The sequence below is a fragment of the Collinsella sp. CLA-ER-H4 genome (assembly GCF_040092395.1).
In the GTDB taxonomy this organism is placed as follows: Bacteria; Actinomycetota; Coriobacteriia; order Coriobacteriales; family Coriobacteriaceae; genus Collinsella.
On the sequence record NZ_JBBNLQ010000010.1, the window covers coordinates 1 to 26,629 of the forward strand.

21 protein-coding genes are annotated in these 26,629 nt (G+C 60.7%); 6 read left to right on the forward strand and 15 right to left on the reverse strand.

All coding sequences use genetic code 11. The features are described 5' to 3' along the window. Positions 1 to 37: 37 nt before the first annotated feature. Positions 38 to 1,108 (reverse strand): hypothetical protein, encoded by a 1,071-nt coding sequence (locus AAAX34_RS07150; protein ID WP_349110603.1) that lies wholly within the window; start codon positions 1,106 to 1,108, stop codon positions 38 to 40. A gap of 396 nt (positions 1,109 to 1,504) precedes the next feature. Between AAAX34_RS07150 and AAAX34_RS07155 the strand changes: the two genes are divergently transcribed. From AAAX34_RS07155 to AAAX34_RS07170, 4 genes are all read left to right on the forward strand, one after another. Continuing rightward, the gene (locus AAAX34_RS07155) at positions 1,505 to 2,242 is read left to right on the forward strand and encodes a DUF4428 domain-containing protein (RefSeq protein WP_349110605.1); all 738 of its coding nucleotides are present in this window, start codon (positions 1,505 to 1,507) and stop codon (positions 2,240 to 2,242) included. Positions 2,243 to 2,266: 24 nt separating this feature from the next. Further along, entirely contained in the window at positions 2,267 to 3,589 is a 1,323-nt protein-coding gene (locus tag AAAX34_RS07160; RefSeq protein WP_349110607.1) for a hypothetical protein, read from the forward strand. Between the two features lie 48 nt (positions 3,590 to 3,637). Continuing rightward, complete coding sequence (locus tag AAAX34_RS07165) at positions 3,638 to 4,885, forward strand: SPFH domain-containing protein (protein ID WP_349110609.1); 1,248 nt, start codon at positions 3,638 to 3,640, stop codon at positions 4,883 to 4,885. A gap of 80 nt (positions 4,886 to 4,965) precedes the next feature. After that, a complete protein-coding gene (locus AAAX34_RS07170; RefSeq protein WP_349110611.1) occupies positions 4,966 to 5,808 on the forward strand; it encodes a hypothetical protein in 843 nt (280 codons plus the stop codon). A 190-nt stretch (positions 5,809 to 5,998) separates the two neighbouring features. Here AAAX34_RS07170 and AAAX34_RS07175 read toward each other — a convergent pair whose 3' ends face one another. The 4 genes from AAAX34_RS07175 to AAAX34_RS07190 form a co-directional block, all read right to left on the reverse strand. Next, positions 5,999 to 6,622 (reverse strand): response regulator transcription factor, encoded by a 624-nt coding sequence (locus AAAX34_RS07175; RefSeq protein WP_195361880.1) that lies wholly within the window; start codon positions 6,620 to 6,622, stop codon positions 5,999 to 6,001. Beyond that, on the reverse strand, positions 6,619 to 8,118 hold the full coding sequence (locus AAAX34_RS07180) for a hypothetical protein (RefSeq protein WP_349110613.1): 1,500 nt from the start codon (positions 8,116 to 8,118) through the stop codon (positions 6,619 to 6,621). The genes AAAX34_RS07175 and AAAX34_RS07180 overlap by 4 nt, the downstream gene beginning before the upstream one ends. Continuing rightward, positions 8,115 to 9,914: a histidine kinase N-terminal 7TM domain-containing protein gene (locus AAAX34_RS07185; RefSeq protein ID WP_349110615.1), complete on the reverse strand. Its 1,800-nt coding sequence runs from the start codon at positions 9,912 to 9,914 to the stop codon at positions 8,115 to 8,117. Before AAAX34_RS07185 ends, AAAX34_RS07180 begins: the two co-directional genes overlap by 4 nt. 223 nt (positions 9,915 to 10,137) lie before the next feature. Next, positions 10,138 to 11,568: a 6-phospho-beta-glucosidase gene (locus AAAX34_RS07190; protein ID WP_349110617.1), complete on the reverse strand. Its 1,431-nt coding sequence runs from the start codon at positions 11,566 to 11,568 to the stop codon at positions 10,138 to 10,140. 464 nt (positions 11,569 to 12,032) lie between these two features. Between AAAX34_RS07190 and AAAX34_RS07195 the strand changes: the two genes are divergently transcribed. Beyond that, positions 12,033 to 13,139, forward strand: a complete 1,107-nt coding sequence (locus AAAX34_RS07195; protein WP_117848350.1) for an ATP-binding protein — start codon at positions 12,033 to 12,035, stop codon at positions 13,137 to 13,139. 195 nt (positions 13,140 to 13,334) lie between these two features. Here AAAX34_RS07195 and AAAX34_RS07200 read toward each other — a convergent pair whose 3' ends face one another. The 4 genes from AAAX34_RS07200 to AAAX34_RS07215 form a co-directional block, all read right to left on the reverse strand. After that, the gene (locus AAAX34_RS07200) at positions 13,335 to 13,979 is read right to left on the reverse strand and encodes a DUF4867 family protein (protein WP_349110619.1); all 645 of its coding nucleotides are present in this window, start codon (positions 13,977 to 13,979) and stop codon (positions 13,335 to 13,337) included. A gap of 123 nt (positions 13,980 to 14,102) precedes the next feature. Next, on the reverse strand, positions 14,103 to 14,591 hold the full coding sequence (locus tag AAAX34_RS07205) for an S-ribosylhomocysteine lyase (protein WP_117798872.1): 489 nt from the start codon (positions 14,589 to 14,591) through the stop codon (positions 14,103 to 14,105). 101 nt (positions 14,592 to 14,692) lie between these two features. Beyond that, positions 14,693 to 15,667, reverse strand: a complete 975-nt coding sequence (locus AAAX34_RS07210) for a nucleoside hydrolase (protein ID WP_138374336.1) — start codon at positions 15,665 to 15,667, stop codon at positions 14,693 to 14,695. Positions 15,668 to 15,697: 30 nt separating this feature from the next. Further along, positions 15,698 to 16,660, reverse strand: a complete 963-nt coding sequence (locus AAAX34_RS07215; RefSeq protein ID WP_225094091.1) for a ribokinase — start codon at positions 16,658 to 16,660, stop codon at positions 15,698 to 15,700. 187 nt (positions 16,661 to 16,847) lie between these two features. Here AAAX34_RS07215 and AAAX34_RS07220 point away from each other — a divergent pair, with 187 nt between their 5' ends. Then, positions 16,848 to 19,064 carry an acyltransferase family protein gene (locus AAAX34_RS07220; protein ID WP_349110622.1) on the forward strand — a complete coding sequence of 739 codons (2,217 nt, stop codon included), beginning with the start codon at positions 16,848 to 16,850 and terminating at the stop codon, positions 19,062 to 19,064. 516 nt (positions 19,065 to 19,580) lie between these two features. Here the strand turns inward: AAAX34_RS07220 and AAAX34_RS07225 are convergent. The 6 genes from AAAX34_RS07225 to AAAX34_RS07250 all read right to left on the reverse strand — a co-directional run bounded on the left by AAAX34_RS07225 (position 19,581) and on the right by AAAX34_RS07250 (position 26,618). Further along, positions 19,581 to 20,777 (reverse strand): Nramp family divalent metal transporter, encoded by a 1,197-nt coding sequence (locus tag AAAX34_RS07225; RefSeq protein ID WP_117637211.1) that lies wholly within the window; start codon positions 20,775 to 20,777, stop codon positions 19,581 to 19,583. A 74-nt stretch (positions 20,778 to 20,851) separates the two neighbouring features. Further along, positions 20,852 to 22,696: a CBS domain-containing protein gene (locus AAAX34_RS07230; protein ID WP_271737750.1), complete on the reverse strand. Its 1,845-nt coding sequence runs from the start codon at positions 22,694 to 22,696 to the stop codon at positions 20,852 to 20,854. A 328-nt stretch (positions 22,697 to 23,024) separates the two neighbouring features. Further along, complete coding sequence (locus tag AAAX34_RS07235) at positions 23,025 to 24,431, reverse strand: polysaccharide deacetylase family protein (RefSeq protein WP_349110626.1); 1,407 nt, start codon at positions 24,429 to 24,431, stop codon at positions 23,025 to 23,027. Between the two features lie 72 nt (positions 24,432 to 24,503). Next, on the reverse strand, positions 24,504 to 25,259 hold the full coding sequence (locus tag AAAX34_RS07240) for a hypothetical protein (protein WP_006235736.1): 756 nt from the start codon (positions 25,257 to 25,259) through the stop codon (positions 24,504 to 24,506). After that, a complete protein-coding gene (locus AAAX34_RS07245) occupies positions 25,259 to 25,648 on the reverse strand; it encodes a YtxH domain-containing protein (protein ID WP_035136593.1) in 390 nt (129 codons plus the stop codon). The genes AAAX34_RS07240 and AAAX34_RS07245 overlap by 1 nt, the downstream gene beginning before the upstream one ends. Positions 25,649 to 25,784: 136 nt before the next feature. Continuing rightward, positions 25,785 to 26,618 carry a hypothetical protein gene (locus tag AAAX34_RS07250; protein ID WP_229058903.1) on the reverse strand — a complete coding sequence of 278 codons (834 nt, stop codon included), beginning with the start codon at positions 26,616 to 26,618 and terminating at the stop codon, positions 25,785 to 25,787. Between the last annotated feature and the right edge of the window lie 11 nt (positions 26,619 to 26,629).

Here is a 26,629-nt window from a genome sequence, read left to right on the forward strand (position 1 = left end):
TATCGAGTGGTACAGGGACGGCAAGCTCAAGAAGGACCTAGGATGGAAGACCATTAGGGAGTATCGCGAGGAGAGGGGCCATGCGGCATAGCGCCGGGACATGGTCCGGAAAAACGTCCGAGGTCCCGAACACCACGAAAAAGCCCGAGCCCAAATAAAAGATGATCGTGGCAGCGAGCTCGTTGCCGCCATTGCCGTCGACAATGAGCACAAAGAACGAAAGCGTGGACAACATGGCGGCGCATGTCATGCCAATATTCATATACGAACGGCCGTGCAGGTCAAATAGTGCGCCAGCGGCCAACGAGCTCACGACAAGCAGCAGGCGCGGCCAATCGCCCAAATCGACGGCTCCGACAGCATGCAGGGTCGTGAAGCCCGCGTTGAGAGCGGCGAATACGCTGGAAAGATACGCCGTCGCCACGGTCAGGCGAACTACGGCGCGACGGAATGCCGCCTTTGCCTCGGGATCGTCATGCCACTTGGCGCCATATTCCAGAGCATCTACCGAAAGCCCGGCAGCACTGGGTTCAAAGTTGGGGTCGGACTCGTCGCGCAGCTTGGCGCGTCGGGCACCGTGGAGCAACGCCACCTGCGCGATCGCACAGACGACCAGAACAGCCTGCTGAGGAATGCCGACAGGCATCACCATGTGGTTGAGAACCTGCACCAGAACGCCCATGGCGTAAGAAAGTGCGGCGGCGCGCGCCAAGCAGGGCGTTCGCGCAAAGCGCCTCGCAAAATTTGCATGAGCAGTCGATCCGCAGTAGCCCAGCGCGCAGCACGCCACCAAACCGCCGGCAATTACCACCTCAACCTGAACCGCCATAATCAACAGCAGCAATGCCGCCACCAGCAAAACGCCCGTGACGTCACTCGTTGCGTCGATAGCATGGGGACGGCGATAGTACAGAATGGGACGCACAAAGAAGCCAATCACGCTCGCGCCGATGACAAGGCTCTCATAAATAACGACCTCGTTCGGAGACACGAACTCGGCCATGCGCACATCAAAGAGATACTCGCACGCCAAAAACGTGAAGAAGAACAGCGCCAGGCATATAATCTCCCGAATGCCCCGACGCAGATATGTGGTTGTGTCTCCCATGCCCCTCATGGTTAACCCCCGGCCGCTCAATTGTCTGGAAATCTATTTTAATAAAGAACCAGTCTCAATATCGAAGCCAGGCTCGAAATGTTGCCAATTCGTCCCCAGCCGTCCACATCACGCCGCGATTTTGAGCCGCATGGACCAGAAGGGACGCGCGCGATCTCTAGCTCGGCCAGGAGTGTCCCCAACTACCACTCATTTAAGTACGTCCCCAATGAGTAGCCGAAGAGTGTCCCCCGCGACTAGTCGTTTAAGAACGTCCCCAACGACTAGTCAAAAATGGGCCATGTGTCCCAGTTGTGGAGACTCCTTGAGCCGTCTGGGTATCGCGAAGGATCGCACACTCCCCCATCATCAAAAGTGACACACGCTACCTGTTGATGGGAGGCAGCCATGGGCTTCTTTGACAAGATGTTCGAGAAGAAAGAGTGCGCGATTTGCGGTACCGAGCTGGGACTTCTAGGTAAGACAAAAATCAATGAAGGCTACCTGTGCAAAGAGTGCGCCGGCAAGCTCTCCCCCTACTTTCACGGCTATCGCTCCAGCACCGCGGACGATATCCGTGAGCAACTCGCCTACCGCGAGGCCAATGCCGAGCGCCTGGCGTCGTTCAACCCCACGCGTACGCTTTCTGCCGGGCGCACCAATATTATGCTCGATGAGGACGCGGGCCTGCTGATCATCACTTCGCAGAGCCGCTGGCGCGACGCCAATCCCGACATCATCGAGTTCTCGCAGGTACTCGGCTGCGATATGGATATCGACGAGCAGCGCACCGAGATCTATCGCGAGACCAAGGACGGCGAGCGCGAGAGCTACAACCCGCCGCGCTACGACCTGGATTACGACTTTAATCTGACCATCCATGTCAACACGCCGTACTTTACCGAGATCAACCTGCGCGTGAACGACTCCACCATCGATCAGCGCGGCTCCATCGAATACCGCGAGGCCAAGCGCCAGGCAACCGAGGTCCGCGATGCGCTGGTGCAGCTGCGCCAGGAGACGCGCGACAGCGTCGTGGCCGCCAAGGCCCCCAAGACCGCGGTGACCTGCCCCTTCTGCGGAGCCACCACCATTCCCGATGCCAGCGGGCGCTGCGAATACTGCGGCGGCGCCATCGGCGCATAGCCTCCGGCAGCGAAAGGACCGATCATGGCCTTCGAGAGCGTTAACTATCAATGCCCCGCGTGTGGCGGCCCCCTTCACTTTGCCAGTGCCGAGCAAAAGCTCGTCTGCGACTACTGCGATTCTCGTTTTGAAGTCGAAGAAGTCGAGGCCCTCTATCGCGAGCGCCAGGACAAGGCAGATGCCAAAGCCGATGCAGCAGCCGCAACGCCCAAGCCCGTCGCCGACGACGCGGTGCAGGAGCTCGCCCAAAACGCCGGCTACATCTGCTCGTCGTGCGGCGCCGAGCTAATCTCGGATGGCACCGTCGCCGTTACCACCTGCCCGTACTGCGGCAACCCCGCCGTGGCACCCGGTCAGCTCTCGGGCGACTTCTCGCCCGACCTGGTGATTCCGTTTAAGCTCGGCCGCGACGACGTTATGGCCGCGCTCAAAGAGCACTACAAGGGCAAGATCCTGCTGCCCAAGAGCTTTGTCACCGGCAACCACATCGACGAAGTCCAAGGCGTCTACGTGCCGTTTTGGCTTTACGGCGCCCGCGTGGACGGCGAAGTGTACTTTGACGCGACCAACGAGACCGTGACCGAGGAATCCGACCGCACCGTCACGACCACCGACCACTACGATGCCTATCGCAAGGGCAATATCTCGTTTAAGCGCGTGCCCGTCGACGGATCGTCCAAGATGCCCGACGGCCACATGGACGCCATCGAGCCGTTTGACTACGACGCACTGCGTCCGTTCTCGGTCGCATATATGCCCGGCTACATCGCCAACCGTTACGACGAGGACTGCGAGACTTGCAAGGCGCGCGCCGAGCGCCGCATGGAAGAAAGCACGATCTCGGCCCTGCGCGAGACCGTCGTCGACGAATACGACGATGCCACGGTCGAAAGCAAGCAGCTCGACTACACCTGGGAAGACAGCGACTACGCCCTGTTCCCCGTCTGGATGCTCTCCACCTCGTGGAACGGCAAGAGCTACCTGTTCGCCATGAACGGCCAGACCGGCCGCTTGGTCGGCGAGCTCCCCTGCTCCAAGCCCAAGCTCGCCATCGCCTCGGTGCTGTTCTTTGTGATCGGATTTATCCTCTCCCAGATTCTCTTTATGGGGGAATACGCCTTCGATCCGGATTACCTCACCTTTGATATCGAGGGCATCCTCATCAATATCATCGCGCCGCTGATCATCGTGATTATCGGAGACGTGCTACTGGTAGGCCAGCTCAAGACGGCCAACGAAGCAACCTGTGCCGATGAGTATTGTGGTGAGCTCGACCTGACCGAGAAGCACGACACCTTCAGCCACACCGAGACCACCGTTGTCATGAAAGACGACAAGGACGACTAAGCAATCCAACCAATACCACCTGGCCTTTGACGAGAAAGGAAGATCACCATGGGACTCTTGAAAGCTGGATTGGGAGCTGCCGGCGGCGTCATGGCCGACCAGTGGAAGGAATTTATCTACTGCGAATCGATGCCTGCTGACGTCTTGGCCTGCAAGGGCAGCAAACGTACCGGTGGCCGCAGCTCCAACACGCGCGGCGAGGACAACGTCATCTCCAACGGCTCGGTCATCGCCGTCAACGACGGACAAGGCATGCTCGTGGTGCAAAACGGCAAGATCATCGAAGTCGCGCTGGAGCCCGGTGAGTTCGTCTTCGATACCGGCAGCGAGCCGAGCGTCTTTAGCGGCAACCTGGGCGATTCCATCAAGGAGACCTTCGCCAATATCGGCAGCCGTTTTACCTTTGGCGGTGACGCGGGCAAGGACCAGCGCGTCTACTTCATCAACACCAAGGAGATCATCGGCAACAAGTACGGCACCGCCTCGCCCGTGCCCTTCCGCGTGGTCGATAACAACATTGGCCTGGACGTCGACATCTCCGTTCGCTGCAACGGCGAGTATTCGTACCACATCACCAACCCGCTGCTGTTCTACACCAACGTATGCGGCAACGTGACCGATAGCTACACGCGCGACAAGATCGACAGCCAGCTTAAGTCCGAGCTGCTCACCGCCCTGCAGCCCGCCTTTGCCAAGATCTCGGAGATGGGCATCCGCTACAGCGCCATCCCCGGCCACACCACCGAGCTCGCCCGCGCGCTCAACGAGGTCCTCTCTGCCGACTGGCGTGACCTGCGCGGCGTCGAGATCGTGAGCTTTGGCGTCAACTCCATCGCCGCCTCGCAAGAGGACGAGCAGATGATCAAGGACCTGCAGAAGGCCGCGGTCATGCGTGATCCCACCATGGCGGCCGCCAACATCGCCAGTGCCCAGAGCGACGCGATGCGCGCGGCAGCCGCCAACCCCAACGGCGCGATGGCCGGCTTTATGGGCATGGGCATGGCAGGTGGCATGGGCGGCATGAACGCCAGCCAGCTGTTCGCCGCCGGCCAGGCACAGCAGCAGGCCGCCCCGCAGCCGGCTCCGGCTCCGGCACCCGCCCCCGCGCCGGCTCCTGCCGCTGCCCCCGCGGCCGGCACGTGGACCTGCAGCTGCGGTGCCACCAACACCGGCAAGTTCTGCTCCGAGTGCGGCAGTCCCGCACCCGCCCCGGCACCGACCAAGTGGTTCTGCCCCAACTGCGGCAGCGAAAACGGCGGCAAGTTCTGCAGCAACTGCGGAACGCCCCGGCCCTAGCCCCTCTATCTGGTAATTGGCGGGGGATCCGCCACCCCCGCATTTGCTTCTATGGGTTTTCACACAAGAAGGAGGACACCATGAAGACAACGTTCAAAAAGTCCGTACTTGCATTCCTGACATGCGTCCTGGCGCTCGCCTTTGCCCTGACGGGCTGCAGCGGCGGCGGCAAAGACCCCAAGGCCAACTTCGTCGGCAGCTGGGAACTCTCGGGTGGAACCGTGGATGGCGAAGAGCTGACCGATGAGTACATGAAGATGCTCGAGGATTGGGGTGTCCACTGCGTCCTGATTCTCGATGAGGACGGTACAGGCGCCCTCGACCTGTTCCTTGAAGTCGTCGACCTTAAATGGGAGGCAAAGGACGCCACCACCGTAACTATCACCGCCGAAGATGAGTCGCACGACATGAAGCTCAAGGACGGCAAACTCATCCTCGAAGAAGATGACGGCAATCTTGTCTTTACCAAGTCCGACAAGGACCTGTCCGGTACGGTGAAGAAGGATCGCGAGGCGGCCGAGAAGGAAGAGGAGATCGATGAGGCCGTCGAAGACGACGACGTCCAGAGTGTCGAAATCTCCCCCGCCGTCACCGTCGCCGATGACGATCTGTGCACCATCACCATCACCGAGAAGTTCAAGGACGACTGGGGCGACATCGGCTTTGTCGTCAACATCACCAACAAGAGCGACAAGGACCTGACCTTCTACGCTCCTTCCGGCAAGACCAACGTCAACGGCACTATGAAGGAACCCTGGTTCTCGGCTAACCTGATGCCCGGCACCAGCGCCACCGAGGAATTCACGTTCTCGAGCGGCGAGCTTGACAGCCTTGACGACCTGGTCAACACGACCATCGGCATCGACGCCTACCTGACCGATTCCTACGAGGACGTCGCCTCTTACAGCGCAACCATCGCGTAACGGCAGACACCGATAGCCGCGGATTGGCGGACATATCCGCGCACATGCCAGGCGGGGCCGCAGGAAATGATCCTGCGGCCCCGCCGCTTTATGCCGACAGCGCTGCCCATACAAGCAGGTCGCCCGCCGTTTTTAGATGCAAAACGGCGGGCGACCTATCTTCGGCGTTGGAGCACGGGCGGCACACCGACTACGGGCGCTCCATGTTGGGGACGATGCTGCCTTCGGTCACCGCATGCACGGCCAGGCGCATGATGTTGTCGTAGCCGGTCTTGTTGAGAATCTCCGAGATGCGGCGTTTGATGGTGCCCTCGCTCATAAACAGCTCGGCCGCGATCTCGCGGCGGCTCTTGCCCTCGCAGGCAAGGCGCAAAATCGACAGCTCGACATCGTCGAGGGTCGCCGTGCCCGAAAAAATGCTCTCGGGCGGCTTGGGAAACGTGCAATAGCCCGCCAGCGTGGAGCGCATCACGGCGAACAGCTCGTCGATACCGACGTTCTTGTACACAAAGCTGTCGACGCCCGCCTCGCGGGCCTGATCGACAAAGGTGATCTCGGGCATGCCGGTCATGATAATGATGCGACACTCGGGCAGTTGCTCCTTGATGCGCGCCGCCGCCACGATGCCGTTTGAATCGTGTTCGGTGCACACGTCCATCAGTATCATGTCCGGGCGCTCCTTGAGCGCGACACCCAAGGCCTCGGAAGCATCGGCAATGGCGGAAACAACGGTCATATCGGGCTGGTCGCCAACGGAGCGCGCCAGGCTCTCGCGCAAGATAGCCTGGTCTTCGACGATAAGGACGCGAATCATGAGTTTCTCCTTTGAGCTGTGGCGCTGGCGTTGAGCGGGATGGACACCGCAAGCGTAAAGGGCGGGGCGGCATGGACTTCCAGGCAGCCGCCCAGATCTTGCGCGACATGCCTCATACCTGGAATACCCGTTCCCTCGCGATACGATACGGGTGCAGGCGCGCCGTCGTTAGAAACGGTCATCCGCGCAACAGCGCTGCCTTCCGACGTCTCCCGCCACAGGCGCACATGGACCCGATGCGCCTGCGCATGCTTGGTGGCATTGGTCGAGGCCTCGCGGATAATCTGCAGAAAGGCTGCGGCGACACGCGCGTCGCTTGGCAGCTCGCCCTCCACATCGATCTGCACGCTCACCAGACCAAAGGCATGGACGATATCGCCCAGTTGCTCTGCCGGTTCGGCGTCGCCCCCGCTGCGCAGATCGGCAGCGATTGAGCGCAGCAGCGGGTCGATCTGCTCGAGTGACTCGTCATCCAGGCGCCCCTCCTCCAGATAACGATGGAGGATGGACAGACGCTGCCCGATCACGTCGTGCACGCGAGCGCGCATACGCAGATAGGCCGCATTGTCAGCAACTTTTTTGACTTCTTCGATCTGGGCTTGGAGCTCTTGGCCCGCAAGCTCAAGCAGGTGGTTGGCTTGCGCCAGGCGATCATGAGCATGCGCATACTCTGTTACATCCAGGCCGATAATGCGCTCAAAGAGGCGGCCCGAAACCATAACGTCATCGTGCACAAACAAGCGAATCTCGGCGGGAGAAACCTCGACCACCGCCCGCGCCTCACCAAAGCGGTCCAGATTAATCCGCACACGGTTCTGGCTGCTTTCGGGCATTTGCATGCTGAGTTTGCGCAGACCGTTCCATGTGCCGCTCATATCGCCTAGGTCGGTGGGCATATGAAGTTCCACCAGGTTTTTGCGCATGCAGCGGTTCATGAGCAGCGGACGGCCCCTCGGGTCCAGATACAGGATGCCCACGGGAATCACGTTGATGGTCTCGATCGTCGAGAACGCGGTGATATCCTCCTGGCGGTTACGGACGTCCATCAAGAGCCCCGCGATGGAACGGAACAGGAAGAACGCTCCCTCTGCGATAAGGACAACGGTCCACGCCGAGCCCATGGCAAAAACCACCGGCGGTGTAACGGCGACAACAAGCAGCAGCTCGACCAGCATGACGGGGCGACGATAGCGCACCATAAGCACCACGCCATAGGCAAAGATTGCGGCATTGAGCCACGGCACTCCGTCCATTGCCCTGGCGCAAACGTCAAGCGGCGCCACCAGATACGAGCCAGACGACGCGAACAAGATGAGCGCCGAAATAACTAGGTGAAGCACGAGGCTCGCCTCGTAGGCGCAAATCACCTTACGGTTATAGGACGAGCGGCGCGATGAGATGAGCGGGACGTGAATCGTCTGCAGACACGCAGCCAGGGCAAAGACAACATCGAGCGCAACGATTTGGGGAAGGATGAGCGAAATCTGCATCGTCACTCACCCGCCCTCGGCATCAAGACGATCATGCGCAGCTGGCCGGGCTCGCCCTCAAGGCGGTATGCCACGTTGCGCCCTTGCAGAGCGCTTTCGAGCTCTTGCGCAGCGAGCGTCTGCGAAAGATCTTCATCATCGTTGGAAAAAAGCGTGGCACGCAGCTCGACACTGCATCGGTCATGGTCGCCCAAGTGATACATAAGCGCCGGATGGTCGGTGGTGTAGGCAAAAAACGCAAAGTCATACACGCAGTCGTACAGGGCGCTTACCGTACTGGCATGCAACGGGCGCCGTATGGCGATAATCGAGGCGCAGTCGATATCGATGGTGCGCAGGTCGCTTGCGAGCTCGTTGGCAATGAGCTGAATGCGGTCGCGATCAAAACCGCTCTCCCCGTGCTGTGCCAACGTGAGCGACCCCTTGCGCTTGCAATAGGCGACGAGCATCTTGGCGCGCTGCAGCATGCGGTAGCGCTCGTGCGAAGACGCCTCGTCGGTCAACGGCGGCAGCGAGCTCAGCAGGTCGTACATCCCTTCGAGCGCGCGGGCAATCGCCTGGTCCACGTCTTGGACCAGCAAGGTCTCGGCCTCTTGATCTGCCAAATGCGTCTTAAGGTCGTAGTCGGCGGCGAGCAGCTCGTTTTGACGCTGCAGCTCCATGCGACGATGTGCCAGCTCACGGTTAAGCTCGTTGAGCTCCGACACGTCTTGGGCAAGCAGGGCCGATCCGCCCAGCAGTGGAAAGGCACGGTACATCACATCGGGATCGGACGCCACGGCAAAGGCATGGGCGTGGCCGTGCTCCTGGGTCCGCAACTCCTCGCGCACGCCTACCGGCATTGGCTTTGACACCGGCGTGGCATAGACCTCCTGCAGGTCGCGCGTTAGAACTTTGAGGTCGAGCGGCAAGGTGTCGAAAATGCCGGCGATGTCGTGATATGACGGAATGACACCGCAATCGAGACAGATTTCCATCGCCACCACGCACAAGACGCAATAGACGAGCGAGAAGTTGAGCCTCCATGCCCAGGGCACGCGCAACGCATACGAGATGGCAAAGAATGCGCCACCCAGCAGTACGAGCGCCGCCGTGCCCGAGAAACGCTGGATGCGAAAGGACGAGGACCGACCAACCAGGATAAAAAAGGCCACGAAGTCAAAGGCCGTCCACACGAGGACAGCGAAATAACCCCAGCCGTACGTGTAATCGTTGCTCCAGGTGTCGCTCGTACGGTCAAAGCGGAAGACCTGCTGGTGAAAATCGTTGGTGAGCACAAATCCGATAAGCAGGATGGCCACAATCCACAGCGCAGCGCAGTAGCGGCGACCCAGGCGGTGTTGCTCCAGGCCCGCAAGGCGCAGACCACACAACTGGTAGAGCAGCGGAATGAGCGTCATGGGCACGTAGTACAGGTACCACAGCACGGTGGCATAGAACGGCGTGAACGACTTGTACTTGAGAATGACTTCGATCATCCACAGGGCGCAGATGGAGGCGATGGCAACAAGGCGGCGGCGCAACACATAGTCCAAACAGCGCAGATAGACCGATACGCCCCAGATCGAAAATATAATTGCGGCGACAAGCAGCGGGAGAGAGCTCGAATGGACGAGCGCATCCACGACCTCTTCGGACACCTCGCTATAGGCGGGCACGGCGTTAGAAAGTTTGGGGTCGAAGGCGAACAGCGCCGGCAAGACTGCCAAAAGCATGAGGAACAGCGCGGTGATGACACCGGCGATAGCAAAGACGCGGTGGCGGTACACCTGATGTGTTATGCCAACAAGGAATCGCGGCATGGCGAAGAGCCTGCCACCCCTGGGATCCGCCACGGGAGCGGATCGGGCGGCCGCGTGGCCGATATGTCGCTCGCGGGTACCCATAGTGCTTTTAGTGTACCGACAGATGGGTCGAAAAAGCGGGCCGCATGTCCCAAAATCCGCAGACGGCAAGACGCCCGGCGAGCACATACTCGCCGGGCGTCTTGGTCAGGAGACTCTGAAGTCGAGTGTCTCAGCTTCCTTAGGACAGGTCCTCACCATTAGAAGCGATAACCTTCTTGTACCAGTCGAAGCTCTTCTTTTTGGAGCGCTTGAGGGTGCCGTTGCCCGCATCATCGCGGTCCACATAGATAAAGCCGTAGCGCTTGGACATCTCGCCCGTACCGGCGGATACCAGGTCGATCGGGCCCCAGGTGGTGTAGCCCAGCAGGTCAATGCCGTCCTCGGTCACCGCATCGCGCATCGCGGCAATATGCTGACGCAGGAAGTCGATACGGTAGTCGTCGTTGATGGAACCATCCTCTTCGACAACATCCTTGGCGCCCAGACCGTTCTCAACCACAAACAGCGGCTTCTGATAACGGTCGTACAGGTCGTTGAGCGTAATACGGAAGCCCAGCGGATCGATGGCCCAGCCCCACTGGCTCTCCTGCAGGTAGGGGTTCTTGGCGCCGGCGAAGGCGTTGCCCTGGGTGCGCTCGACATCGGGGTTATCGGCACCGGCGGAGCAACGGGTACTGTAGTAGCTAAAGCTGATGAAATCGACGGTGTTGGCGGCCAGGATCTCGCGGTCCTCGTCGGTCATGCCCACATCGATACCCAGACGCTCGAGCTTCTTGACGGCATAGGCCGGGTAGTAGCCACGGCTCTGAACGTCGACGAAGAAGTAATTGTCCTGGTTGTCGAGCTGCGCCTGGCGCACATCGCCCGGACGACAGCTGTAGGGGTAGTAGCTACCTGCGGCAAGCATGCAGCCGATCTTGACCTCGGGGTCGATCTCGTGAGCGATCTTGGTTGCCCAAGCGCTGGCAACGAGCTCGTTGTGGGCGGCCAGGTACTCGACAGCCTCCTTGTTCTCGCCCTCCTCAAAGACCAAGCCGGCACCCATAAACGGCAGGTGCAGAATCATATTGATCTCGTTGAAGGTGAGCCAGTACTTCACCAGACCCTTGTAGCGGGTAAAGATTGTGGTCGCGAGGTTCTTGTAGAAGTCGATGAGCTTGCGGTTGCGCCAGCCGCCGTACTCCTTGATGAGGTGAATCGGACAGTCGAAGTGCGTGATGGTCACGAGCGGCTCGATGCCGTGCGCCTGACACTCGCGGAACACGTCCTCGTAGAAGGCCAAGCCGGCCTCGTTGGGCTCGGTCTCGTCGCCGTTGGGGAAGATGCGGGTCCAAGCCAGGCTCATACGGAAGGTCTTAAAGCCCATCTCGGCAAAGAGAGCAATGTCCTCTTTGTAGTGGTGATAGAAATCGATGCCGGTCTGCGCGGGATAGTAATAGCCGTCCTCGAAGTCGAGTATTTTACGCTGGCCGGAGACCACCGCATAGCGCTCGGGGCCGTGCGGAGCCACGTCCACGTTGGCAAGGCCGCGGCCGTCCACGTCGTAGGCGCCCTCGCACTGGTTGGCAGCCGTCGCGCCGCCCCACAGGAAGTCATTACGGAAAGCCATGTATCAACCCCTTCGCACGCTGTTGTCATAGGTTCAGTATCCCTGCAAACAACGCGTCGCTCAACGGCAACGGCACGGGCCGATACTTCTTTTCGCACACGGCGGCCCAGCAGCCGCCCCCGCCTGACACTTTCTGATACCCGCCCGCCCAATCCACCACAAAGGGGACAGGCACCTTTGTGGTGGTTGGGGGCGGTTTGTCTCGATCTGTAACAGGTAGGTCGCCAAAACCGGGCCTGGTGTTACAGATTGAGATTGTTCGGTCTGTCCCCTACGGTTTGTCTAAATCTGTAACAAGTAGAGACGATTTAGCCCGCTAGATGTTACAGATCGAGACAGAAGATTCTAGTCGCAGGCGATGTCGAGGTTTTGCCGACGAGGCCTACGTAACCGCCTTCGCTCAGCAATTCATTTGACTGAATAGGAAAGAAAGGAAAAAATAGGAAAAAAAGGAAAGGAGACTTATGACTGAAACCATCTTCTCCCCCTCATTTGGAAATCGCCCGTCCTATCTGGTGGGTCGCGGGAACGTGATTTCGACATTCATCTCCGGTCTTGAGCAGGAGCCGGGCAATCGAGACCGAGCCATGCTCATGCTCGGCCAGCGAGGCAGCGGCAAGACGGTTCTTCTGTGGGAACTTGCCGACCGCGCACGCAAGCTCGGTTTTGTTGTCGCCACACCCACCGTAGCCTCCGAAGATATGCTTGAGCGCATTGTTGAAAAAATCCAAGAAGCAGGCGAGCCTTATGTCAGCAAGCGTCATCTCCCCAAACTTTCTGGCGGTAGCTTGAGCGTCTTCGGCTTCTCAGCCGGTCTCGAGTTCACACGCGATGTGCAGGAGACCAAGAGTTTCCAGTTCAAACTCACGCAGCTGGCGCGCAAGCTGACCGAGCAGGGGCACGGCATCCTCATCCTTATCGATGAGCTCCAAGCTAATTCACCTGAGATTAGACAGCTCGTCACCGCCTATCAAGAGCTGGTCGGTGAGGGACTCAACGTCGCGCTTGTTATGGCAGGTCTCCCGGGAGCCGTCTGTGCAACGCTCAATGACCGCGTGCTGACATTTCTCAACCGCGCTCGCAAGGTCACGCTCGAACCGCTTTCAGTCGGAGATGTCGATGCCTATTATCAGCGGGCTTTCGAAGAGCTCGACCTTGATATTCCAGGCGATCTTCGCCTCCGTGCCGCTCGCGCAACCCAAGGCTCGCCCTATATGCTGCAGCTCATCGGCTATAACATCGGCAATCGCTGCAAGACAGGAGAACACGTAACGCCAGAGCAAGTCGACGGAGCTATCGAAGCGTCAAAAGCCGATTTCGAAAACGATGTTTGTGAAACGACGCTCGCCGCGCTATCGGACCAAGACGTCGCGTTTCTCGACGCAATGACTGATGACGAAGACGCCGTTTCGCGCATTTCCGATGTAGCGAAACGTATGTCAGTCACACCCGACTATGCGCAAAAGTATCGCCGGCGCCTCATCGACGCCGGCGTAATCGAACAGGCGCGCCGCGGTTACGTGCGTTTCGCCGTTCCATATATGGCTGACTATCTGCGCAGCCAACTCTAGGCAGCCACCGCAATGGGGACAGGCACCTTTGTGGTGGTTTGGGCCCGTTTGTCTCGATCTGTAACAGTTAGGCCGCCAAAACCGGGCCTGGTGTTACAGATCGAGATCTTTCGGGCAGCCCCTGCAGTTTGTCTAAATCTGTAACAGGTAGAGACGATTTGGCCCGCCAGATGTTACATATCGAGACAGAAGATTCTAGTCGCAGGCGATGTCGAGGTTCTTGCCAATGAGGCCTACGTAGCCGCCCTCGGCAGCCTTGGGGCTGTCAGCATGGCAGAGAACCCACTTGTCGGCCTTCCAGTAGCAGTAGCTGTCACCGGCGGTAGGCATGTCGGTTGCGGCCTCGGGGCGCGGGCCGTTGGTGCCGGCGGGAAGCGCCACCATCACCTGGAAGCCACCGTCGTCGACCATGCACGGCGTGTAGTGGAGCGTGGTGTTGAAAACCTCGACAACCTTGCCCGCCGGCACGCGGAACGCCTTGACGCACGCGGTATCGAGCTTGCCGTCCTCGATCTCCCAGCGATGCGCCACGAGCAGGATAAAGTCGCGCGCGCCCAGGTTGAACTCACTCGCGCGGTGGTACTCCAGGCAGTTGAGACGCGTGTTGTGGCCGTTGCACCAGCCGAGCTGGAAGGGACGGCCACCAAACATGAGAAAGCCCAGTTTATCGGCATCCTTGACGCCCTCGAGCTCCGGCGCACTTGCAACGTACTTGCTGCCCTCGGGGATGGGCGTGGCAGAGAGCGCCTCGAGCACGGGCGACGTGAGCTCAGACGGAACGTCATCCCAAACGTTGCCATAGGATTTGAACTCGGGATCGTTGACAGAGTAGATATGCATGTTCACTCCTGTTCGTAAATGTGACTATACGAACATTCTAGAACAAACATGAGCGATTTTGAACGCTCGTCCCGACCAATCAACAAAAAGGCGCCCAATGCGCGCGTTTGGACGACAAAGCCCTTACGCCTGCTGATAGTGCAGATGCTTCTCGTCGATATCGGCCAGGTCGCGGTCGAGGTAACGGCGCGCGAGCCAGTTTGCCATGGGGAGGTTCTGGTCCAGGTAGTTGCCGCACTCCTCGGGAGCGGCACCGGGGACATCGCCCTCAAAGTCGGCGACAAACTCGAACAGCTCACGCACGAGCGGCAGGATCTCCTCGCTCGTCACCTCGCCAAACACAACGAGGTAAAAGCCCGTGCGGCAGCCCATGGGGCCAAAGTAGACAATGCGGCTCGACCACTCGGCATGATTGCGAAGGAACGTCGCGCCCAGGTGCTCGATGGTGTGGCACTCGGCCGTGTTCATGACCGGCTCCTTGTTGGGCGTGGTCAGGCGCAGGTCAAACGTGGTGACGGCGGCACCGGTCGCCGGATCGCGGTCGATGCGGCTCACATACACGCCGGGCTCAAGCAGCAGATGATCAACGGAAAAGCTGGCGATGCGCTCCATGGCAGATCCTCTCGATAGTCAAATTGGGACGGGGCTCTTTTAGCTGGTTCGAATGGTCGCACCAATCATACCAGTCAAAAAAGCCCCGTCCAAAAGACAACTTAGCCAAGGACACGGGCCATACGCGTCTTGAACTCGGACAGGAAGCGCGGAGCATCCACGGTCAGTGCCACAAGCGCGCTCTTGTCCGGATCGGACAGGCGGCGCTCATCGCAGATGGTGCGACCGCGGTACTCGCCCAGCAGATCAACACGCAGGTTGCAGCCGAGCGCACCTACGAGCGTGGGGTCGATCGCCACGGCAACGGCCAGCGGATCGTGCAGCGCACAACCACCCAGGTAGGGTGCGTTCATCTCGTACGAGCCAATGTAGTGCTCGACCATGCTCGCAAATGCGCATCCCGCCATGGTGCCCGAGCCCGTCCAGCCGGCAATGTCGCGGCGTGTGAGTACCACGCGATGCGTCACGTCCAGACCCACCATGGTGAGCTTACGGCCCGAGCGCAGCACCGCGTCGGCTGCCTCGGGGTCGCTCGCCATGTTGGCCTCGGCGCCCGCGCTCACGTTACCGGGCACGGTAAGGGCGCCGCCCATCACGACCACGCGGCCGATGGACATCATCGCCGCCGCATCGCGCTCCAGGGCGAGCGCCAGGTTGGAGAGCGGGCCAGTCGCTACGTAGACCAGATCGGGACCATAGGTGCGCGCGGCATCGATCAGATAATCGACCGCAGCGTTGCCGTCGGCCGAGGTCGCCCCCACCGGCTCGTAGGGCGACGCGGGCACGCTCGCGCCGCCGATGCCGTTCTTGCCGTGAATGAGCGCGGTGGACGCCGGCGGCGTATAGGGCTCAGTCGCCTGCAGAGGACGGTCGGCACCCAGGTACACCGGAACCTCGGGGCGACCCAGCAGATCGAGCACCGCCAGGCAATTGTGCGCCGATTGCTCGACGCGCACGTTGCCAAAGCACGTGGTGATGCCCACGAGCTCTACCTCGGGGCTCGCGATGGCATAGGCCAGCGCCATCGCATCGTCCACTCCCATATCCAGATCAAGGATCAGCTTCTTGATTGCCATTGTTCTACTCCGCTTCTCCGTCTTTATCGTTTAACCAAACCAATGTTCAACTTCGGCGCGCGTGGGAATCGATTGCTGAGCGCCCAGGCGCGACACCGTCACTGCCGAGGCGCGAGCACCCGCGGCCATGCACTCAAAGAGCGGCAGGCCCTCTAGGCGAGCCGCCGCCAACGCGCCGATAAACGTATCGCCGGCGGCCGTGGTATCGACTAGCGTGCTCGAAAGCGCCGGCATGCGCAGCAGCTCGCCGTCATCACCGAGCGTAACCGAGCCGGCACCACCCAGCGTGATGACCGCAGCTCCGGCGCCCTTGTCGAGCAGCGCATTGAGCGCGGCGACGCAACTCGCATCATCCGTGGGCAGAATGCCCGTCAGCACCTGGCACTCGGTCTCGTTGGGGCAGACCAAGTCGACCGCAGGCCAGACCTCCGCAGGCAACTCACAAGCAGGCGCCGGATTAAAGACCGCATAGAACCCCAGCTCGTGAGCGCAAACAAGCGCATCGGCCGTCGCTGCAAGGTCACATTCACCCTGGGCGATAAAGACGCTTCCGGCAGCCTGGGCAATCTCGCTGGCGTCGCCGTCGAGCTCATGGGCCACCAGACGCCTCAGCGCGCAGGCCACATCCTCACCCGCAAGCGCATGGTTAGCGCCCGGTGACAGCACGATGCGGTTATCGCTCTCGCAGCGAATGATGGTCGCGGTACCGGTCTCCACGTCATCGCGACGCGCCACAAACTCAACGCCCACGCCGGCATCCTGAAGTCCCGCCACCAGCGCATCGCCAAACGTATCGCGCCCAACCGCGCCGATCATGCACGTGCGCGCACCCATGCGCGCGGCGGCGACGGCCTGGTTAGCGCCCTTGCCACCGGCGTTGGTGATAAAACCGCTGCCGCCGACGGTCTCGCCCGCGCGCGGCATGCGCTCGCACGCCACCGAAAGGTCCATGTTCATGCTGCCGAACACCGCAACGATGCTGTGATCCGCCATGGAAACCTCCTCGTCTTTAGGCTTTGTGCCCACCGCCGGCCGTCGATCGTGCGCTCTCGCACCCCCTATAACTTTAGTTCACTTTGATGTGGACGCGTGCTTGAGCTTGCGCCAGCAGCAAGCATTCACAGGAGCAGGCAGCTACAATGAAGGCGTGCTGATTATTCTCGTCATTGGATGATGTTTTATGGAACAACTCTCGCAATCGGGCTCGCGCGGTCGACGCCGCACGGGCAACGAGCCGGCGCCGCACGAACGCGTGAAGGGCGAACGCCGTGCCAACGAACCGCGACGCACCGCGAGCCCCCATCGCGCTTCTGCCAACAACGCGGGCCGCGCCAACACTCCCGCCGCGGAGCAGACGCCTGCTCGCCCCAAGTCCCGCTACATCCCTGCACTCGACGGTCTGCGTACGCTCGCCGTCGTCGCGGTGGTGCTCTATCACCTCAACCTCACGTGGGCTCAGGGCGGCCTGCTCGGCGTCACGATCTTCTTTGTGCTTTCGGGCTATCTGATCACGCGTTTGCTGCTCAACGAAGTCGCTAAGACCGGCCGCATCGACCTTAAGAGCTTCTGGATTCGCCGCATCCGTCGCCTGGTCCCTGCCGTGGTAACGGTAGTGTTCGTGACCTGCGCGCTGTGCACCATCTTCAACCACGTGATGCTCACCAAGATGCGCCCCGACATCCTGCCGTCGCTGCTGTTCTTCAACAACTGGTGGCAGATTGCCCAAAACGTCTCGTACTTCAATGCTCTGGGCGACCCCTCACCGCTCACGCACTTTTGGTCGCTTGCCATCGAGGAACAGTTCTACCTGATTTGGCCGCCACTGCTGTTTGCCATGGTATCTATGCATGTGAGCAAGCCCAACACGCGCCGCGTGGTTCTGGGCCTTGCCGCGGTATCTGCCCTAGCCATGATGGTGCTTTACAACCCTGCCGCCGACCCCAGCCGCGTGTACTACGGCACCGACACCCGCGTGTTCTCGCTGCTGCTGGGCGCCTGGATGGCCTTTATCCCCGATCGCGACCTGGCGCCGGTGCGTCTCGCTCGTTGTTTGGGGCTCAATCGCCTGGCTGGCGCCGCCAAGCACGGCAAGAACGCCGAGGGCAAGCCTGGCGAGAAGGCCGACGAATCAGCCGAGACCGCCCCGGCACAGCCGAGCGCCCTCGTGCGCTTTTGGTCCTCGCCCGCATCCATCGATGCGCTGGGCGTCGTGGGTCTGGTTGGCCTTGCTGCCATGGTCGCGCTCACCAACGGCTACACTCCGTTCCAGTATCGCGGAGGCACGCTGCTGTGCTCAATCCTCACGCTCATGGTTATTGCCGCCTGCGTGCAGCCCCAGGGAATGGTTGCCCGCGCGCTGTCCGCCGAGCCGCTCGTGTGGATTGGCAAGCGCTCGTACAGCATCTACCTGTGGCACTATCCGCTGCTGTTGCTCATGAACCCGGTCGCCAACATCAACGATACGCCCTGGTGGCAGTACATTTTGCAGGTGCTGTTGGTGGTCGCCGTGGCCGAATGCTCATATCGCTTTATCGAGACACCGTTTAGAAAGGGCGCCTTCGGTCGCACCGTCGCCGAATTCCGCGATGGCACCACCACGCCCGCCAACTGGGCACGCGCACACGTCCCCGTCTGCGCAGCCTGCGCTGTCGTGTTGGTCGTTGCACTGGGCGGCCTGATCTTTGTGCCCGAGACGTCTGCGCTGAGCGGCGAGGGCGCCGAGGTTCTGAACAAGGAAGCCAAAAACACCGCGCCCACCGACCAGCAGGCGGCCGACGACACCGACAAGGACAACGACGGCTTCCCCGATGGCTCCTACGACCTGTTGATGATCGGTGACTCCGTGTCGCTGCGTGCCGTGGACACCTTTGACGGCGTGTTCCCGCACAGCCATATCGATGCCGAAAAGGGCCGCCAGTTCGATGCGGGCCGTGCGACATTTGAGGGCTATCTTCAACAGAACCTTGCCGGCAAGATCGTGGTCTTTGCGCTGGGCACCAACGGCTTGGTAACCGACGACCAAATCGACGCCATCATGGCCGATGCAGGAGATAAGCGTATTGTGGTGTTTGTGAACACGCGCAGCCCGCAGCCGTGGGTTGGCTCTACCAACCAGGCCATCGCCAACGCCGCTACGCGCTACAAGAACGTACGCGTTATCGACTGGTACGGATACAGTGCCAACCGCAACGACCTGTTCGATGGCGATGGCACGCATCTATCGACCACTGGCGTGACTGAGTACCTCAACTTGATCCACGATGCCGTCAAGAAGGACCTGCCCGTACACCCCGAGGATCACGTCAACGATCCGCAGCCGGCAGCCGTCAAGTCTGCCACCGACGCACTCGTCAATGCGCTCGCTCTCAAGCCGCACAAGCTGGGCACCGACAAGTAACCTGCAGCGCAAACTTCCCACATCCGGAGGGGGTGTCTGCCACGGCAGACACCCCCTCCGGCAGTTAGGGACACTCCTGGCGCAGCCAATGAAGACCTCTACGGATGAATTCCAGGCCGCTCCGTCGCTCCAGACATCGTTTCCGCGCCTCGTGCCTGCCCCAAACAATCAAAACAAGCCCTTTTCGCCGCACCCTCAAAGGTCTGTGGGCAAAAAAGGGCAAATATGAGTACTGTTACCATTTTAGTAGCAGGCAAAACCACCCAAAATGACGTCCGAGCGAACCCTACAACCCCCTAAGACAGCCAACCTGACTGGTTTAAGGCGTATTGGAGCCAATTTTAATGAACATACTATAGGTTATGTTTATTATCTTCTTGAATGTAAATGCTATTCACTTAGCAACAGTACTCATATTTGGCATTTTTTGCCCACTGACATATAACTAACACCCTATAGCAGACAAAAACAGGCCGCAGCCCATGGCTGCGGCCTGTTCGGAAGCAAAAGTGGGCGTTAAGCGCTGTAGCCCATCGCTTGCAGCACAAACATGACGACCGTGAGCACCGTAATCACACCGATAGTCGCCCAAGTGAGCACATTCCACACGCGGCCGTTGCGGTTAGTGCCCATAATGTGACGGTCAGCGGCAATAACCACCTGGAACACCAGAACCACGGGCAGTAGCACGCCATTGATGACCTGCGAGGTCATCATAATCTGGAACAGATCGACGCCGGGCATAAGCACCAGCACGGCAGAGATACCGATGATGGCCGTAATGATGCCGCGATAGACCGGGGCCTCGTCCCAGCTGCGGTCGGCACCGCGCTCCCATCCAAATGCCTCACAGATAGCGCTCGACGTAACGCCCGGCAGCACGCAGGCGGCCAAGAAGCTCGCCGCGACCAGGCCCGAGGCAAACAGCACCGTGGACCACTGACCCGCAATAGGCTCCAGCGCGCGGGCAGCATCAGCGGCATCGCTAATCTGAATACCCGCCGGGAACAACACCGTACCGGTCGTGATGATAATAAAGCCGGCAATGACATCGGCGGCAAGCGAGCCGCTCACGGTATCGATGCGCTGCAGCACGATATCGTCCTCGCCCGCGTTCTTATCGACCACGTTGTTCTGCGCCAAGAAGATCATCCACGGCGCGATGGTGGTACCGATCGTTGCGACCACGAGCGACACGTAGCTGGGGTCATTTTGAATGTTAGGCACGACCAGGTCGACCGCGACCTCACCCCAGTTGGGGCCAGCCATAAATGCAGCGACGATATAGGTCACGAACACGCAGCTCACCAGCAGCAGAATCTTCTCGATGCGCTGGAAACTACCCGACATGGTAAGCATCCACACCAGCAGCGCCACCAACGGCACCGAGATGCTCGCCGGCACGCCAAAGAGAGCAAGGCCGCTGGCGATGCCCGCAAACTCCGAAATGGTCACAGCCGTGTTGGCGATCAACAGCGCCGCCATAGCAAGTACACTCTTGCGCACGCCAAAGCGCTCGCGAATGAGCGATGCCAGGCCCTTGCCCGTGACGCAGCCGCAGCGCGCCGCGGTCTCCTGCGTCACGATGAGCAGCACAGTCATGACGGGAAGCATCCAGAGCATCTTATAGCCATAGCTGGCGCCCGCGCTGGAATACGTTGCAATGCCGCCGGCGTCATTGCCCGAAAGCGCCGCCAGCAGACCGGGACCCATAGCGCCAAAGATGGCCGCGATGGTCAACTTTTGCTTGGTGCCCGACTTTTGCTTGGTATTTTGCACGCGACCACCTAACCAATGACCGACATGGTGAGCAGCACCGCAGCGGCGCAGTACGCTACGCACGAGATCATGACGGCAATAACGTTCATGGCGGTGCCCGACGTGTTGAGGTCATGCTCGTCACGCCAGAACAGCACCATCAGGTAAATCACGGCACTCATGTTGCCAACCAGGCAAATGATGGCAGCGATATTAAAGCACCCGGTAAAGAGTTGCTCCTCAAACATGGGCGCATCGGGGAACGCGGCGGTGCGCACCAGCTGAGCGCACAGGTAGGTCACGAGTGACAGAATCAGGCCCATGCCCGTGCTCTGGAAGAAGAACCCCAGATACGGCTTGGGCTCGTCGTCGTGACCGTCATACTCCAAGAAGTAGTTCTTGACGAACGACACCATGCGCGAGGCCGCCAGCAGTACGAGCGGCATGGCGCACATGGGGAACACCACCAGATGCGCGGAGCCGAGCGCCGTTCCCAGCACGGTCGCCATGATGCACGACGCGATGCCCCATACAACAACCCAGTACTGGCGATGTACGAACCAGCTGAGCACGTTCGTCGAGTCGTCGGACGCGCTATCGCCCGAACCGACACCGGCGATCTGCAGGTCCTCCTGATGCTCCTCGGCAATAACGTCCATGGCGTCGTCGAAGGTTACGATACCCAGGATATGACGGTTCTCGTCACAGACGGGGATAGCGACCAGGTCGTACTTGGTCATCTCGTCCGTCACGTCTTCCTGGTCCTCGTCGGGCGACACATAGACCAGGTCGCGATAGGCCAGCTGACCCAGCGTGGCGTCGCGGTCGGCTACGATCAGCGTGCGCAGCGAAAGCACGCCGGTCAGCATGCCGCTCGGATCCTCGGTATAGACGTAGTAGACGCTCTCGAAGTCCTCGTCGAGCTCGCGAATCGCCTCGATGGCGTCACCGACCGTTGCCGTGGCGGGCAGGGAGACAAACTCCGAGGTCATGATGCGGCCGGCGGTGTTGTCCTCATACCCCAGCAGGTTACGAATCGCCTTCTCCTCCTTGACGCCCATCAGGCGCAGGAGCTTCTCGGCCTTCTCGTAATCGAGCTCATCGATCAGGTCGGCTGCATCGTCCGGGTCCATCATGGCCAGCATCGACGATGCGTCCGTGTCGGACAGGCCCTCGAGCATCTCGGTCATGAGCTCGTCGTCATCGAACTCCGAGATGGCCTCGGCGGCCTGGGCAGTATCGAGCTGCGCAAACACCTGCGCACGTAGGCGCGGGTCGAGCTGTTCGATAATGTCAGCGATGTCGGCAGGGTGCAGCTCGCCGAGCGTCTTGTGCGACACCGAGAGTTGAATGTTCTTGGTCGAGCGGTCGAGCAGGTCCATGTAGGACCAAGCGATGATGTCCTCACTGAGCGGCTTGCCCAGGTGCTTCATAAAGCCTTCGACGATATGCTCGAGCGCAGGGCTGATGGCGCGTAGCAGACCGCGGGCACCGACCTCGGCGCCCAGCAGGCGCAGCTGATTTTCGCCCGACATGGAAAACTTGATGTCATTTACGCGCACGACCTTCATGCCCTGCGTGTCGACAATCTGCTTGTTGAGCACGTCGCGGGCGAGCAGGAGTTCGGTCGGCTGCAGGTACGAAAAACGGATTTCGGTGGCCGACGTTTTAAGGTGTACACCCGTCTCGTCGATACGGTCGACCCATTTGCGCCAGCTGATCATAAACGGCGTCTTGCCGGGTCCGCGGAACGCGAGCGACGTCACGTGCGGAAAAACTTCGCCGGTAGCAATGCCAAAATCGTTGACCACGCCGAGCTTTTCGCCGTCGACGTCCAAGACCGGCAATTTGAGCATCTCACTCAGATAATTCAATGGTGCTCCCCATCATTATTCCTCCGGACGCAACCGCGCGTGCGGCGTCCGGGGGCTTCTGGATATGTATACGCATGCGCGGGCGGCACGCCACTCGACGCTTGCACCCCGTGCATGCGCAAAAAGCACCTGCATGGGGTCATCGACTGTATGGTCGAGGTTTGGATTTCACCTTTAACCTTTCTCTTGACCCTCATTAACCGCAGTAACTATAGCATCAGCATCGCCCGGCGACATCGAATTTATGCGCTGCACATTGCAGGCATACCAAACGCTGACGTATCCGTGACATAGTCATTGGGGACGTTCTTAAATGACTACCCAATAACTACTCTGTGGTGTCATCGTCCTCGGCAAGTTGGGGGAACACGGCGTCCTTGGGCATGATGGCCTTCGTCAGCGAGGTGAGCTTTTTGCTCAGCGACGTGTCCGTCTTGACCAGGTCGCTGAGCGTCACGATCTTGTAGCCGTCGGCAATGAGGCCGTCGATAATCTGCGGCAGCGCCTCGAGCGTCTGCCCGGCGCATTCGTCTCTATCGGTGAGCAGCACGATATTGCCCGGCGTCACCGAATCGAGCACCGTCGAGACCTGCTCGTCGGCACCGTTGAGCAGCCAATCGCCCGAGTCAATATTCCACGAGACCACGGCGGAGACCAGGTCCATCGCATCAATCCAGTTTTGCTCGTCAAAGGCAGCGTAGGGAGCACGCAGCAGCATCGTCTTCACGCCGGTCGCCGACTTAATCGCATCGGTGCCTTTCGTGATCTGTTCGCGCACCGCCTCACGGTCCTGACCCTTGAGCGAATCGTCGCTGTAGCTGTTGGATCCAATCTCGCACCCGGCATCGACAATCGCCTTGGCCGTGGCAGGCGAGGCCTCGGCCGCATCGCCCGAAAGGAAGAACGTCGCGGTGACGCCCTTTTCCTTGAGCACCTGCAAAATCTGCTTGGTAGCGCCGCTCGGACCCTCGTCAAACGTCAGCGCCACGTACTTTTTGTTGCCCTTGGGCGCCACGCTGGCGCACGCAACAACGCAATCGGTGGCGGGCACAACCTCGCCGCGGTCTTGCGTCTTGCCCGACTGCTCACCAACCCACACCTCGGAGCGGCCCTGGACGCCCCACGTCTGCACATACTCGATAGCGCCCGTACCCTCGACCTTGAGCTTGGGCTCGATAACCGTAGCCTGAACCTCGTGCTTCTCGTAGGTGTTACGGCCATCCTTGACCGTCACCTTCTCGCCGCCCTCAAGTTCGCGGCTATCCCATTTGCCCTGCTTCACGCGCTTGCCGTCGACCTTCACCGACAGCTTTTCGCCCCCATGGCGCTTGAGCACGCTGTCATCGACGGCCAGCAGGTCGCCTGCGTCGTAGGTGTCAGTCAACTCCTGGTCGTCGATGAGATTCTGCAGCGTAGAGCCCACACGCACCGCGGTCTTCTGGCCGTTGAGCTCCACGTCCACACTGCGGTTGACGTAGCCCACGACGGCAGCAATAAACAGCACGAGCGCACAGCCCACGGCAATGAGCGCATAGGGCAGGCGAGACGAACGACGGGGCGTACGGTTGTTGCCGATGCGAGCGCTGCGGTCGCTAAAGCCGCGGCTATGGTTGAGATACATCGCGCCGGGCTTACGGTGACGCTTGCGCTGACCGCTGGGCAGCTGCCCCAGATCGCGGCGCGCCGTCGGACGCGCACCCGAACGCCCGTTTAAGTTGGATCCGTTTTGGCGCATGTGCCCTCCCCCATAAACACAGCAAGCCGGAGCAACAGGTCTCCGGCTTGCCTCCCATCATTTGGTACGTCGCTATTTTGTAGCTTTTGACGAGCCTCCGCTCGCCTTTTGGTATTCGTCCTTAAAGGCCTTGAACATGCCGCGCGTCTTGCCGAGCTGCTTGCCCAGTGCGCGACTGCCCTTGTCCACGGCAACCGATCCCTTGTCGTCGAGCACCTTGGCGCCCTTTTTGACCTTGTCGCCCACCACGACGCTGGCCTCGGCGGCCTTGGCAGCCGCACCGCCCGAATACCCGAGCGACTTGACCTCGTCCGAAACAATCATCGCGCCGTCCGCATAGCCGCGCAGCATCGTCGGCGGCACCTGCGTGTCACCAACCAAAACACTCGAAGCAGCACCGGCGGTCACATAGAATGCCTGCACGATGCCCGAGCGTGGCTTGAACTCAACGTCCGAGCAATAGCCCACGACGTCGCCCGATTCCGTGCGCACGTCCATACCGACCCAGATGATGCAATCGTCCAGGTTGATGTCGAGGCGCTTGGCAGCGGCGGCATCGTACGTGTCCTTGACGTCATCGACCGCAATGGCGCCCTCGTAGACACCAATGGCGTCGAGCGCTACGAATCGGTCGGGACGCTCGATCATGCCCGCGATATCGGACTGGCGGACCATAAAGCCGACCACGCGCGTACCGCCCGGGGTAAAGACCGGAAAGTGAATCTTTCCGAGCTTTTTAGGGCTGCGCGGTGTGCCGTCCTTTTTGGTACGCTTGTCCTCGGTAGGCTTGCGATAGATCTTGGCGCCGACAAAATCCCCGGCGCGCATTATGCCTCGGTCGAGGGCTCCGCAGCCTCGGTATCAGCCTCGACGGCGTTCTCGACCACGACGTCGGCGGCAGGCGTCACGTTGCCGCCCGAAATGGCGTCGTTGAGCTGCTCGCGCAGCTGGTCCATGCGCTCGCGGGCCAGGTCGACCTTGGCGCGCAGGTCGTCGGTCTTGGCGTCGACCATCGGGCCAAAGTCATTCACCGCAGCACGGGCCTCCTCGGCGCTGTGCTCGTAGGTGTCGCGCATATTGTCCCAGGCGTCGTTGGCGATATCGGCAGCCATGGCGCGGGTCTCGGCGCCCGAGCGCGGGGCCAGAGCAACGCCGACAATAGCGCCGGCAGCGGCACCAAAAAGTGCGCCGGAGACAAAGCTGAAAGTCTTACCCATGATCATTCCTCTCCTGCGGGCACGTCGGTGCCCACCGTTTGAATGCTGTCCATTATACCCGCAGCGCATCACTTGCCGCTCCGCTCATCTGCGTACGGCAAAGGCGCAGGTACGTGATGGTGATAAACGCGTAGGCCTACTCCTGAGGCATAGCCGGCATGGCCACCGTGGCACCCGGGTCCTCGCCGGCGCCGTCCACGAGCGGCAGGCCGCCCTCATGCGCAGGTCCTGCCGGAACCGTCGCCGCACCGCCAAAGACGGCAGCGGAGGCCTCGTGGTTCTCGGCAACCGCGCCCTCGGTATCAATCGCCACCTGGGGCTCGTCGTCAAAGTTGGGGACGCCCTGGGGCTCGGTGGGAACGGGCTCGGCGGTCGCATCGGCAACGGGCTCGGCGTCGACCGGCACATCGCCCTCGTCAGCGCCCTCGGCCTCGGCAGCATCTTCGCCGTTCGCAGCGGCGACGGCCTCGTGAGGATCCTTGCCCTCGGCCTCGGCGCGCATGCCCAGCACCAGGTTGCGCAGGCCCGCGACCGTGCCTTCCACGTCGGGGGCAGGCTGGTCGGCGTGCAGGTACGCCCAGTCCATCATAAAGGTGGCCGAAGACAGCGCGCCGATGGCCAGCGCGTCGTCGGGGCACGAAAGCTCAACCTCAAAAACGCGCTCGTCGTGCTCGCTTACGCGCGTGCGGCCGCACGAGATGCTGCCGGCAAGCCCGGTCTCGTTCATGAGCTCAACCGTCACGTGCTCCAGCAGGTGGCAGAGCTCGGTCTGGCCCATGCAGTCCTGGAACTCGCGACCGGAATCACCCAGGCACAGGTGCTTGGCAATCGCCGGCACCAGGTAATACACGCGCGCCGTGGCCTCGATATCCTCCGAGGTCATGAGCGGCATGCCGGGGTTCACCAGCACATGCGCGCAGATCTTGTCCTCGCTGACGGTGACCTTAAGGATGTTGAACAGGCCTGCCATAACTCTCCCCT